Origin of the sequence: Luteibacter flocculans, from assembly GCF_023612255.1 — a bacterium.
Taxonomy (GTDB): Bacteria; Pseudomonadota; Gammaproteobacteria; order Xanthomonadales; family Rhodanobacteraceae; genus Luteibacter; species Luteibacter flocculans.
Map to the genome: position 1 here is coordinate 2,011,832 of NZ_CP063231.1, position 12,682 is coordinate 2,024,513.

At 66.8% G+C, this 12,682-nt stretch carries 11 protein-coding genes; 4 read left to right on the top strand and 7 right to left on the bottom strand.

The genetic code is table 11. The annotated features are described in order from the left end of the window. Nucleotides 1–1,533 carry a thymidine phosphorylase gene (locus tag IM816_RS08470; RefSeq protein WP_250340547.1) on the top strand — a complete coding sequence of 511 codons (1,533 nt, stop codon included), beginning with the start codon at nucleotides 1–3 and terminating at the stop codon, nucleotides 1,531–1,533. Then, the gene (locus tag IM816_RS08475; protein ID WP_250340548.1) at nucleotides 1,530–2,912 is read left to right on the top strand and encodes an MBL fold metallo-hydrolase; all 1,383 of its coding nucleotides are present in this window, start codon (nucleotides 1,530–1,532) and stop codon (nucleotides 2,910–2,912) included. The genes IM816_RS08470 and IM816_RS08475 overlap by 4 nt, the downstream gene beginning before the upstream one ends. Before the next feature lie 22 nt (nucleotides 2,913–2,934). On the opposite strand, the gene IM816_RS08480 is transcribed toward IM816_RS08475, so the two are convergent. The 4 genes from IM816_RS08480 to IM816_RS08495 all read right to left on the bottom strand — a co-directional run bounded on the left by IM816_RS08480 (nucleotide 2,935) and on the right by IM816_RS08495 (nucleotide 7,354). Beyond that, on the bottom strand, nucleotides 2,935–3,822 hold the full coding sequence (locus IM816_RS08480) for a universal stress protein (protein WP_250340549.1): 888 nt from the start codon (nucleotides 3,820–3,822) through the stop codon (nucleotides 2,935–2,937). A 14-nt stretch (nucleotides 3,823–3,836) separates the two neighbouring features. Beyond that, nucleotides 3,837–4,292 (bottom strand): universal stress protein, encoded by a 456-nt coding sequence (locus IM816_RS08485; RefSeq protein WP_250340550.1) that lies wholly within the window; start codon nucleotides 4,290–4,292, stop codon nucleotides 3,837–3,839. Between the two features lie 72 nt (nucleotides 4,293–4,364). Beyond that, complete coding sequence (locus IM816_RS08490; protein ID WP_250340551.1) at nucleotides 4,365–4,787, bottom strand: universal stress protein; 423 nt, start codon at nucleotides 4,785–4,787, stop codon at nucleotides 4,365–4,367. Beyond that, nucleotides 4,784–7,354 (bottom strand): cation-translocating P-type ATPase, encoded by a 2,571-nt coding sequence (locus IM816_RS08495; RefSeq protein ID WP_250340552.1) that lies wholly within the window; start codon nucleotides 7,352–7,354, stop codon nucleotides 4,784–4,786. The genes IM816_RS08490 and IM816_RS08495 overlap by 4 nt, the downstream gene beginning before the upstream one ends. 135 nt (nucleotides 7,355–7,489) lie before the next feature. On the opposite strand from IM816_RS08495, the gene IM816_RS08500 reads away from it, so the two are divergent. Next, nucleotides 7,490–8,380 carry a universal stress protein gene (locus tag IM816_RS08500; RefSeq protein WP_250340553.1) on the top strand — a complete coding sequence of 297 codons (891 nt, stop codon included), beginning with the start codon at nucleotides 7,490–7,492 and terminating at the stop codon, nucleotides 8,378–8,380. A gap of 171 nt (nucleotides 8,381–8,551) precedes the next feature. Here IM816_RS08500 and IM816_RS08505 read toward each other — a convergent pair whose 3' ends face one another. Next, on the bottom strand, nucleotides 8,552–8,917 hold the full coding sequence (locus IM816_RS08505; protein ID WP_250340554.1) for a universal stress protein: 366 nt from the start codon (nucleotides 8,915–8,917) through the stop codon (nucleotides 8,552–8,554). Nucleotides 8,918–9,102: 185 nt separating this feature from the next. Between IM816_RS08505 and IM816_RS08510 the strand changes: the two genes are divergently transcribed. Next, on the top strand, nucleotides 9,103–9,804 hold the full coding sequence (locus tag IM816_RS08510; RefSeq protein ID WP_250340555.1) for a Crp/Fnr family transcriptional regulator: 702 nt from the start codon (nucleotides 9,103–9,105) through the stop codon (nucleotides 9,802–9,804). Between the two features lie 12 nt (nucleotides 9,805–9,816). Here the strand turns inward: IM816_RS08510 and IM816_RS08515 are convergent, their stop codons facing one another. Then, nucleotides 9,817–11,835: a PAS domain S-box protein gene (locus IM816_RS08515; RefSeq protein WP_250340556.1), complete on the bottom strand. Its 2,019-nt coding sequence runs from the start codon at nucleotides 11,833–11,835 to the stop codon at nucleotides 9,817–9,819. Next, the gene (locus IM816_RS08520) at nucleotides 11,832–12,575 is read right to left on the bottom strand and encodes a response regulator (protein ID WP_250340557.1); all 744 of its coding nucleotides are present in this window, start codon (nucleotides 12,573–12,575) and stop codon (nucleotides 11,832–11,834) included. Before IM816_RS08520 ends, IM816_RS08515 begins: the two co-directional genes overlap by 4 nt. Between the last annotated feature and the right edge of the window lie 107 nt (nucleotides 12,576–12,682).

Sequence of the window (12,682 nt, forward strand, 5' to 3'; positions counted from 1 at the left end):
ATGGATGGCACGAAAGGCGAAGTCGCGGGCCCCTTGCAGCGTGAAGGTATCGACAGTGGCGACGAATTCATCGTCTTCTTGCCCGATGGCGACGGATCGCCGGGCTTGCCCGCTAGAACGCGCGTGCGTATCTGCGTGGGGCAGGGCACCGCGTGCCCGCGAGAGGCGTATGCCACGGTATACGTCGGGCGTTGCGGCGGCGCCGCCGGCATCGGTGTGTCGGAGTCGCTATGGCATGCACTGGCGCCACGGGCAGGTGAGTGGGCGATGGTGAAGCGTACGCCGCCGCCGGCATCGATGGCATGGGTAAGGGCCACGATGCACGGTCACGCACTGCCGCCAGAGGCCATGCGGGAAGTGGTGCGCGACATCGCCGCGCGGCGTTACTCGCCGATCGAGACGGCCGCCTTCGTCGCTGCTTCCGCGCACGGCAATCTTGCCTCCCGCGAAGTCGCTGCGTTGACACATGCGCTGATCGAAAGTGGCTTTCGACTGGCATGGCCGGGACGTCACGCGATCGACAAGCACTGCATCGGCGGTCTGCCGGGCAATCGGACCACGCCGATCGTCGTAGCCATCGCCGCGTCGCTTGGCATCACGATGCCAAAGGCCTCGTCGCGCGCGATCACCTCCGCGGCGGGCACCGCGGACGTGATGGAAACCATGGCGCCCGTAGTCATGGACGCGGCGCGCATGCGTCGCGTGGTGGAGCAGGAGAACGGTTGCGTGGTGTGGAGCGGCGGCCTAGGGTTCGCCCCTGCCGACGATCGCCTGATTCGCGCACAGCGAGAGCTGGACGTCAATGCGCCTGCGCACATCGTGGCTTCGGTGCTGGCGAAGAAAGTGGCGTGCGGCGCATCGAGTGTCCTCATCGATATTCCCGTCGGTCCGACGGCAAAAGTGCGAACGCGCGAAGAAGCCGAGGTGCTGGTGGACCTGTTTGCCCAGGTCGCAGATGACGTGGGACTCGCGGTGCGCACGCTAGTCACCGACGGCACGCATCCGGTCGGTTGTGGCATTGGCCCGGCGCTCGAGGCGCGCGACGTGCTCGCCGTGCTGCACGGCGACGCCGAGGCACCGACCGATCTGCGCGAACGTTCGGTACAGGTCGCTGCTGCGGTGCTGATGCTATCGGGCCGATACACCAGTGAGATTGCCGCGCGTGAAGCGGCGAATCATGCCCTGACCAGCGGCATGGCGAGGGCTCGCTTCGAGGGGATATGTCTCGCGCAGGGCGGTATGCGGGAGCCACCGCGCGCACGCTGCGTGCAGGTGGTGCACGCGACCTCGAATGCACTTGTACGCGGTTTCGATTGCCGCATGCTCGCGCGCCTGGCAAGGCTGGCCGGCGCGCCGGAATTTCCTGAAGCGGGCGTCCGGCTTCGCGTCCGCCCGGGCGATCGCGTCGAGCCGGGGCAGCCCCTGCTCGAACTGCACGGTCCGTCCATGGGATCGATCGAAAGTGCCGCGGGATATGCCGCCGTACAGTCGGATCTCGTCCGGCTCGATCACAAAGAAGGAGCGGTCGTATGATCGTCTACACGTGTCACGGTGCAGCGCGGGGCGTCACGGGTTCCTGTCACCTCATCGAATGCGGTGAAAGCCGCATCCTCGTGGACTGCGGCCTGTTCCAGGGGGGACGCGATGCCGCAGACGCCAATGCGCACGATTTCGCCTTCGATCCCCGGACCATTGACGCCGTGCTGCTGACGCACGCACACCTGGACCATTGCGGACGCCTGCCCAAACTTGTGCGCGACGGCTTTGCCGGGCCGATCCTCGCCACCGCGGCGACGCGCGATCTCGCGCGCATTGTATTGCTCGACGCGGCTTCGCTACAGGAAGAGGAAGCGAAGCGGGCTCGCGAGCACGGCCGCCCCGTCGTGGTCGTTTCCGATCTCGACGATGCCTTCCATGCGTTGGAAGCCTTGGACCGACGCGTGGTGGATTACGACGTCACGGTGGACGTGGCGCCAGGCATCCAGGCGACATTTCTCGATGCCGGCCATATTCTCGGTTCGGCCTCCATCCTGCTGACCTTGAACGATGGCGTTTCGCAACGGCGCATGGTTTTTTCCGGCGATCTCGGACACCACGGCTCCGGTGTGCTGCGCCCGCCGCGTCAAGCGCCACCGGCGGACTTCGTGGTCATGGAAACGACCTACGGCGACCGGCCGCACCGATCGTTCGAAGCGACGCGGGAGGAATTCCTCTCGGCCGTGGGGCAGACACTGGCCGCGCATGGGAACGTCGTGATTCCGACTTTCGCGCTCGAACGTGCGCAGGAAATCCTGTACTGCCTGCACCAGGGCATTCGCCAGGGCGCGATACCGGCGAGCGTCTCGGTGTTTCTCGATTCACCCATGGCGATCTCCGCCACCGCGGTGTTCCGCCGCCATCCCGAATGTTTCGGCGACGATTTCCTCGAGGCACTGCGAAAGGACGATCCCTTTGGCATGCCACGCCTGCATTACACGCGGGGCGTAGATGAATCGATGGCTATCAACGCCATCGAAGGCGGCGCGATCATCCTTGCCGGCTCAGGCATGTGCACGGGCGGACGCGTACGCCATCACCTCCGGCACAATCTCGGTCGCGCGCGGTCGTCCGTGATCTTCGTGGGGTACGCCGCAGAAGGCACTCCTGCCCGCGAGATCATCGACGGTCGCAAGGTCATCCGCATCGGCCGGCAGGACATTTCCGTGCGTGCGCGCATCTGGACGATCAACGGCTTCTCGGCGCACGCCGATGCTCCCGAACTCATTCAGTGGCTGGGCGATGAGCCGCGGCAACGGGTCTTCCTCGTCCATGGTGAGCCGGACAGAGGTATGGCGGCGATGCGCGACACGCTGCGGACGCGAGGCATGGCCGTCGTCTGTCCCGAGTTCGATGTGCCTTGCCGCCTCGCGTGAGCGGGGCAGCAGGGCTTCTGCATCAATGGTGAAGGAAGGTGGCGATGTCGCCGTGGCCGAAGACGTGGCGGGTGGCGCCGCCGAAAATGCGCTCGCGCAGAGGCGCATGCCCATAGGCGCCCATCACAAGCAGGTCGGCTTCGAAACGCCGGCTTCGTTCCAGCAAGGCCGGGCCAGCCGCCGACGGGGCGACGTCGAGCAGCGTGCGTGTCGCTTCCACCCCATGTCTCGCCAGAAAAGTTATGGGATCGAACTGCGGTACGCTGCTGGATGCCGGCTCCGTAGCGCCGTCGAGCAGCAACACGTCCTTTGCGGCCATGAGCAGTGGCAGCACGGCGCGAAGAGCCTTGGTGGCGGCACGGCTGCCGTCCCACGCCAGTACGACGCGATCGAATACGCTGCTGGGCGTGCAGACAACCGGCAGGACGAGGCATGGCAGGCCTGTGCGCAACAGCAACTGGTTGAGCCCGTCGATCGGATCGGCGCCGGTATCGCCCGGACGCTGGACCACGATCAGGTCATGCCACGATGCCAATGCGGACAGACGCGCAGCGACGTCCGTCTCGATGACGGCCCACGACGCCGAGTGCACACCCTCATGGCGGGCGAGATGCACGAACGCGTCGCCGTTGCCGCCGGGTTCCATGTCGTGCGCATGCACGGTCGACGGTGGGGCATCCAATAGCGACAGCACGGTGGCTTCGTGGCTGAAGCCATGACCGCCGAGGAAAGCGGTCGACATCGCACAGCCGGTGACCGAACCATGGGCACGTGCCGCGAGACGGCAGGCGACGTACGAGGCGACATCGTGCGGTGAGGCCACGATGGCAAGCACATCGCCAGCCGTCGGCAGGCATGTCTGCATGGCGCCGGTGTCGCCGCTCGTCGAGGTAAAGGGGGGCTTGGGCATGACGGACTCCGGGATCAGGACGTGCCGTGTGGCGCGCGGCAGACGAGTACGGGCAACGTCGCCGTCAGAAGCAGCTTCTGCGCCACGCTGCCCAGCAACAGCCGTTGCAGGCCGCGGCGGCCATGCGAGCCCACGACGATCAGGTCGCAGTGGCGCTCTTGTGCCGCCTCCTCGATCACCTGGTGGACCGGGGCGCCGGCTTCATACGAGGTCGTGCAGGTCACACCCGCCACGGTGGCGGCTTCTTCGACATCGCGAAGGTAACGGACAGCCTCCAGGCGGGCGTGATGGAGGTAGACCGCTTCGCTCGACGGCAGCATGAACTTGCCGTAGGCCGTGGCGTGGAACGGTTCGATGACATGTACGGCGGTCAGCGCCGCACCACACGCCTTCGCCAGTTCGACGGCGGTGTGGGTGGCGACGGCGGCGACGGGCGAACCGTCCGTAGCCACGAGGATGTGCTTGAACATGGGTGACCTCCCTTGACGGTGGCCATCGTCGCAGTTGACGGTCTGGGCGCATTGACCTGGGTCAAGCGCAGCTCAGCGCACAACGACCACCGGCACCTTAGAGCGCGACAGCACCTTCAGCACCACCGAGCCGAGGAACATGCTGCCGACCGCGCCGCGACCGTGCGAACCCATGGCAATCAGCTCATGGCGTCCCTTGGTGGCGATACGCACGATCTCCTCCGCCGGGTCGCCGACGCACGTCACCTCTTCGTGGGTATGCCCGGCCTTGGCGAGCAGGCGCCGGACCGGCCGCAGCGCCAGCTCGCTGTTGCGTGCATGGAACTGGGCCACCGATTCCGCTCCGAGGTAACCGCTGATGTGCGCGCTCAAGGGTAGATCCACGTGCACGACGGTCAGGTCCGGCAGGTCGCCGCGCTGCAGCCACTGCCGGATCACGAAGCGTGCGGCCCGGTTGCTTTGCGCACTGCCATCGACGGGTAACAGGATCTTCATGGGGGTATCTCCCTGGTGGGTGCGTGATGAGGTGACGCGCGCAGAGCATCAACGGAGGCTGGGTGGCGCGCGAAGCGGAGTCGGCGTTCCAGCAAAGCGACGCCAGCGAGCCATGCCCACAGCGTCAAGAGCGAACCTGCAAGCGTCGCCAAAGTCATCGCAGTCGGCGGAGCGAAATGCAGGATGCCGCGCAACCAGGGCAGATAACTCGTCGCCAATCCGACAGCCAGAACCAGCGCGCCCAGTCCCATGAGCCAGGGTGTGGCCTGCACCCGCGGAGAACCGCGTCCCGCGAATGCGAGCATCAGCGCTGCACCGAGCAGACCCAGGAAGGTCGCGAGGGACGCCGCCTCGTAGCTCGAGCCCAGATGCAAGGAGAGCAGGTGCGCGAGCGTCAGGATCGCGCCAGCACCCGCGCCCTGCGCGATGCCGATGCCGATATTGCGGCCCGCGAACGGGGATTCGTTCGGGCGCCTGGGTGCGTGACGCATCACGTCGGGTCGCTCAGGCATGGCTTCGAACACGATCGAACAGGCCGGGTCGATGATCATTTCCAGCAACGCGATCTGGACAGGCAGCAATACGGGCGGCCAGCGCAGGATGACCGGTACGATCGCGAGGCAGACGATCGGGACGTGGACGGCCGACACGAAGCGCATGGAGCGCTTGACGTTGTCGTAGACGCGCCTGCCCAGGCGGATGCCTGTCACCAGCGAGGAAAAGCGATCGTCGAGGAGCACGAGGTCCGCCGAGTCCCGTGCGACATCGCTTCCGCGGGCGCCCATCGCCACGCCGACGTCTGCAGAGCGCAGGGCAGGGGCGTCGTTGACACCGTCGCCGGTCATGCCCACCACGTAGCCGGCCCGGCGGAACGCCTTCACCAGACGGAGTTTCTGGGTGGGCTGCACTCGCGCGTAGACGTCCACGTCGACCAGGCGGCGGGCGAGTTCCGGCTCGCTCATGCCGTCGAGCTCCGCACCGGTCAGGACGTTCTCCACGCGCAGGCCGGCCTGCGCGCCAATCGAGGAAGCGGTGGCGGGATGGTCGCCGGTCAACATCACGACACGAATTCCCGCTTCGCGGCATATACCGATGGCCGCGGGAACCTCTTCCCTGAGCGGGTCGGCGAGCGCGACCAAGCCCAGGAACCGCTGGTGCACGCCCGCGCCATCTCGTGTCGGCGGCATGCCCGTTCCGTGAGCGACCGCTACCGCCAGCACGCGCATGCCTTGTTGTGCAAACGCCACGGCACGGGCGCGAAGGCGCGAACGGGTGTCGTCATCCACGTCGCATAGCGCGAGAATCGCCTCCGGTGCGCCCTTGGTGGCCAGGACCCAGTCAGCGCTGCCTTTCGTCAGCAGTCGCGACACGAATGGCCGCCCCTCGCTCACCGGCGTTTCCCACACACATGCGGCAAGGGGCTCGGCTGGTTCGGTATGGCCGAGACGATGCGTCGCGTAGGCGACGATGGCGCGGTCGGTGGGGTCCAGGGAGTGCGCCTGGCAGGCGTCCGACGCGGCGCCGAGCAAGGCGACATCGGCATCGTCGAGAGGACCCGCCAGATCGCGCGGCACGCCCGCGGCATCGGTGACCGAAGCCACTTCCATCTGGTTCTGGGTCAGCGTGCCGGTCTTGTCGACGGCAAGCAGCGAAATCGTGCCCATGGCCTCGACGGCCGCCAGACGGCGCGTGAGCACGCCGTGCTGGGCGATGCGTCTTGCGCCGAGCGCGTAGAACACGGCCAGTATCACCGGCACCTCTTCCGGCAGCACGGCCATGGCAAGCGCAATGCCGGCGAGCGCGGCGTTCAATGGCGACGATCCGGCCCACCACCAACTGCCCCACGCCACCGCCAGCGCGAGGGCAAGCGCAAGCACGGCGAACAGCCGCACGATGCGCGCCGCAGCTTTTTGCAAGGCGGAAGGCGACGCCAGCGCACCTGCCAGGGCGCCGCCGATCTGTCCGACGGCGGTACGGGCTCCGATGGCGGTGACCTGCATGCGCCCGTTCCCGCCGACGACCAGCGTCGCCGCGTGAACCGCGTGGTCCTGTGCATCGCCTGCCGAGCGTTGCACCGCGACGGACTCGCCGGTCAGCAGCGACTCGTCCAGGAGAATCGTACCGGCGACAAGCGTGCCATCGGCGGGCACCTTGTCTCCTTCGCGAAGAAGTACGACGTCGCCGAGCACGACCGCACTGGCGGGAATCTCCCGTTCCACACCTTCACGGATGACGTGAGCGGTCGGGGCCGCGAGTTCGCGAAGCGCGGCGAGCGCGCCCTCGGCGCGGAATTCCTGGGCGAAGGTGATGCCGACCACGATGAGTACGGACGCGGCGAGAAAGAAGGCCTCGGCGGCACTGCCGATCGCTCCGTAGATGGCCGCCGCCGCGATAAGCATCAGCAGCATCGGTTCGCGGAGCAGCTCGCGAAGTACGCGCAGGCTTCGGAAGCCCTCGCTTGCGATCAGGACATTGGGCCCATCGCGCCGCAGCCGCTCGCGAGCCTCCGCGTCGCTGAGACCCACGGTGTCGTCGGGGTGGGGCGATGTTGCGTGGATCCCCATCATGTCGTCATACCCATGGCGACCGCGCCGCGGCGTTGGTTCCATGCTGCCGCCGCGTTGGGGCGGCGTCTTGATCCAGGTCAAAAGGCGAGGGTGATTCGCCTCGTATAACGAAACTCCCAGAGAGGAGGCATCGCCATGTCCGCGACCCACATCGACGCGCCCGCCGGCTCTGTGGCGCACCAGGACACCTATCGAGAGATCGCCGTGGCATTGACGGGCGCCGCCGGCGATGTCTGTGCCGTGGACGCTGCCCTCGATCTGGCACGGGCCAGCGGTGGTCAGGTCCGTCTCCTGCAACTGCTGATGATGCCGACACCGTTCGTCGATGCGTGGTCGCTGGTGCCTGACGCGGGCTTCTCCCAGGCCTATGACGAAATCCGCGAGGCGGGACGTCGGGCTGCTGAACGCTGGCGCGAGTATCTGGCGGCACAGCAGGTTCCGGGCGAGGTGAAGTCCCTGGAGACGCAATACGTCGAGCCGGCCCACCTGGCGACGTTGGCCGCACGTTGCTCCGACCTTATCGTGCTGGCGATGCCGTATCGCGAGCCGATCGACACTGCCACGGTGCATACCTACTTTGCCAGCCTGCTGTTCGACGCCGGTGTGCCTGTGCTGGTCGTTCCGTCGAACGCGCCGGCATCGCTGCCACCTCATCGCGCCGTGGTGGCGTGGGCAGATACACCCGAGGCAACGCGTGCCGCGCACGATGCCCTGGGGTTGCTGCGCGGATGCACCTCGGTCGACGTGCTCGCCATCCGTACCGATAGCGCCGCACCGGCGGACGACGCGGGTGTCGAGGCATTCACGCGTCACCTCGTCCGGCACGGTGTCGCAGCCCACGCGGTGTCTCGGCAGGCGGACGACGCGGCCGTTGCCGATCTCATCATGCAACGTGCGTGCGACGCCGACGCCCAGTTGATCGTCGCTGGCGGCTATGGTCACGGGCGGATGCGCGAATGGGCCTTCGGCGGCGTCACACGGGAACTGTTCCTCTCCTCGCCTGTGCCGGTATTTTTCTCGCACTGATACGGGTAGCAGCCACCCTAGTGGCGGAAAGCCAACGAAGCGGTGTCGCGGTGTGGCAGGCTGCGATCGCCATCAGGATGGCTCCCACCAACAGATTCCGATGGTGGAGACAGGTGGGAGCCACCCTGGTGGCGAAAAGCCAACGAAGCGGTGTGGCAGTGTGGCTGGTTCCTATCGCCATGCCGCCTTCGTGCGTACCGGCCGGAGCCCGTCCGTCGAGACGATCACCAGATCGCAGGCATTGCGCTCGATGACCTCGGCCGTGGTGGCGTCGAGGTCCCTGCCGAACGCGAACCGGCAGGTGCAGGTGACGCCGAGCGCGGACGCCACCCGCCTGACCCGCTCGAAGACGGCCCGCCCGCGCGTCACCGTGTCGCGTGAGGAGCCGGCCCTGGCTTCGCGCGTACCGGGCAGCGCAGGCACGACGAAGACGACCGTGACGCAAGCCGCAAGGCAGCGGGCCAGACGCAGGCCCACCAGCACGGCGCGGAACGCCTTGGCGCGGTCGTCGATGACGATGAGCAGGTGATGGAACAAGGCGCTTCCGTGGAGTTTGAAACGACCTCATACAGCCCTGTTCGCGGCGGTGCCGGCTTGACGAGGATCAAGCGGAGGCCCGCCCTGTTACACACCGTTACAAAGCGTCACCGTCGTGTTGCCGTCCCGGGCCGTTCGCTGCGTAAGCTCTCCCCATCGCGTTCGATCTGATCGGAGAGGGGAATATGTTCACCAACGCTTGCTCGCACCCGGCCATGACGCCGCCTACCGTTGCGCTGCCGAAGGTGGACATCGAAGCCTTGAAGGACATCCTGCCGATCGTCCGACACAAGCATGCTGCCGGTCAGCACCTCTACCGCGCCGGCCAGGCCTTCCGGGCGATCCATCTGGTCCATGTCGGTTCGTACAAGATCTGCGACCTGGCGGACGACGGACGGGAAAAGGTCACCGCGTTCAAGATGAAGGGCGAACTGCTTGGCGTCGAGTCGATCGGTCTCGGCACCTATGCCTGCGACGCGGTGGCACTGGAAGACAGCGAAACCTGGGAGCTGCCGTATCCGGCAGTGATGAAGGCCGCCGCGACCATGCCTGGCCTGCAGGAACAGATCCACGCCGCGCTGGCTGCCGAGATCCGCTGCGATCGCTCATGGATGCTGCTGCTGGGCACACTTGCCGCAGAACCGCGGGTTGCCGCACTGCTCATCGACCTCGCGGCACGTCATGCGCGCCTGGGTTACAGCGCCAAGCATTTCATCCTGCGCATGAGCCGACTCGACATGGCGAGCTTCCTCGCGCTGAAGCATGAAACGGTTAGCCGCGTGCTGAGTCGCCTCGTCGACATGCACTACATCGAAGTGAAGCGCCGCGAAGTGCATCTGCTCGATGTGGAAGGTCTGCGCGCCATGGCCTGCGCGCAAGCGGCCTGAGGTAAACAGGCCCTAAGCCGCACCATCCAGCATGCGACGCATCGCGTCGCCCAGTTGTTCGCGTCGGTAGGGCTTGCGCAGCAGTTCCTGCGCGCCGACCCGGCGAAGGTCGTCCTCGTGGGCACCGTACTCGTAGCCGGACGTGAGCAGCACCTTCAGCGAGGGTCGCAGCGCAAGCAGCTCTTCCGCCAGATCGAAGCCTGTTTCGCCGTCGCCCAGCGCGACGTCGCTGAAAACCGCGTCGATCTCGGGATGGCGCGCGAAAACGACCCTGGCCGTCGCCACGTCTTCCGCCTCGACGACCTGATATCCGAGGCCTTTCAGGAAGGCCACCGCAATACGCCGGACTTCCGTTTCGTCCTCGACCACCAGTACGGTCTCGCGCCCTCGCAATGCCTCCGGATAGGGCGACGATGGCGCGTCGTTGTGTTGCGCGGCCGGCAGATACAGCTCTGCACGCGTCCCCACGCCCGGTGTGCTCTGGATGGCGAGGCGACCGTTGGACTGCTTGACGAAGCCGTAGACCATGCTGAGGCCGAGGCCGCTTCCCTTACCGGAACCCTTGGTCGTGAAGAAGGGTTCGAGCGCGCGTGCCAAGACGTCCGGATGCATGCCTTCTCCGGTATCCACCACGGAAAAGACCACGTAGATCCCTCGCGACAGATCGTCGGTGCCGGTGGTTTCCTCGTGTATTCGCGCAGCGATGGTCAGCCTGCCGCCGCGTGGCATCGCGTCGCGCGCGTTCAACGCGAGATTGACGATGGCGGCCTCCAACTCGCCCGGGTCGGCGAAGACCGGAGGCAGGCCGTCTGCACACTCGGCGGCGACAGTGATGCGTTCGCCCAGCGTCCGGCCAAGCATGTCGTTGAGGTCGGCCAGCAGCACCTCGCAGCGCATGGCCTGGGGATGCAGGCGCTGGCGGCGCGAGAACGCCAGCAGCTTGCGGGTGAGCGCCGAGCCGCGGTCCACCGCGCGCGACGCACTGGTGATCGTCTCCCGCACCGACGGATCTTCGGGCAATTCCAGTTCCAGCAACTGGAGGTTGCCCGAGACGATGGTCAGCAGGTTGTTGAAGTCGTGGGCGATGCCGCCGGTGAGCTGGCCCAGCGCATCGAGCCGTTGCGAGTGCGCGAGCTGTTCCTCGCTGCGTCCTCGCTGGATCGCCGCCGCCAGCATGTTCGCCACCGAGCGCAGGAAGTGCTGGCGGTCCCGGTCGAAACCGTCGTTCCGTTTCAGCAAGACCACGATGTATCCCGCCGCGGCGTCACGATCCGGCAGCGCAGCGACCACCGCATCGGCGGGGTAGGTCATGCCGTCGGCGTCCGCAAGCAACATCGGGAAGGTTCCCCGCGTAGTCGCCTCCTCGTCAGCCAGCGCCTGCGGCGACGGCAACAGATCCGGCAACCAGTCGCCGGACGCCAGGGCGAGACGCAGCGATTCGTCCACGCCGATGGCGGCAGGAATGTGGAAACCCCGTCCATACGCGTCGGGCAGAAGCACGGCCGTTACGGGAACGCGCAAGGTCTCGGCGACCAGCGCGGGAATGTCGCGCATGGCCGCTTCGTGACTCGCGGCGAGCAGAATGCGCCGGCTGATGTCGGCCAGGCTGGCGTCGTAATGAGCGCGCGCAAGCGCCTGACGTGCACGCTGCGTCTCGGAAATATCGCGGATCGACGCTGCGAACAACGGTACCTCGCCGGTCGACACCGGGCTCAGGCCGATCTCCACCGGGAACACCGTACCGTCCGCACGTACGCCGGTGAGTTCGTAGCCGGCCCCCATCGGCCGGACACGCGGATGGTCCATGTACGAGGTGCGATGCGCGACATGGACCTCACGCACAGCCTGCGGCAGCAACTCCTCGATGAGGCGGCCGTGCAAGGCGCCTTCCGGATAGCCGAAGAGTCGGTCCGCCTGGGGGTTCGCCAGCACGATCGCGCCGCCGCGATCCACCACGATCATCGCGTCGGGTGCCGTACGGAACAGCGCGTGGAACAGCCCGGCGTGCAGCGAGGTCTCGTGGTCGTTCATGGCGCGACTACCTTCGGGGTGAAGATGTAGCCGGCGCCGCGCACCGACTTGATGACGCGCGGGTGCAGCGCGTCGGGCTCTATCTTGCGTCGCAGCCGGCCGATCTGGACATCGATCGCCCGGTCGAACGGACCGGCCTCGCGACCGTACAGATGCGACATGAGCTGGTCCCGCGACAGGACCTCGTTGGCGTGATCGACCAGCACCCGGAGCAGGGCGTACTCGCCCGAGGTGAGGTCAACCGGTTGCCCGTGGGGGTCGTTGAGCACGCGTGCTCGCGTATCCAGCGCAAAGCCCTCGAAGCTCAGGATGTGGCTCTCCGGTTTCATCGGCGTCGATGCTGGGGGCGCGGCCGTGCCTCGCGCCCGGCGAAGCACGCTGCGCACGCGTGCGAGCAGTTCGCGGAGGTCGAACGGCTTGGTGACGTAATCGTCGGCACCGAGTTCCAGGCCCACCACGCGGTCGCCCGCATCGCCGCGACCGGTGACGATCACGACCGGACCGCGCCAGGTTTCACGCAGGTAGTGGGTGATCGCCAGGCCGTCCTCGCCGGGCAGGCCGAGGTCCAGCAGCACGAGATCGATGTGCCCCTCGGCCAGGCGATGGCGCATTTCCTCGCCATCGGAAGCGAGCACGGTGTCGAAGCCTTGCGCGGCGAAGTAGCGCGAGAGCAAGCTCCGGACGTCGGCTTCGTCGTCGACGATCAACAGACGATCGCCTTGGCGCTGGGTCGAAAGCATTCCATCACCCTTGGAATATCTGTGTCAGTGGCGGGGAACCGCCGCGCAACGTAGCCTCGGCATGAGCGCATTGCTGTCACGATAGCAAATGTGGCCGAGCGAAGCCG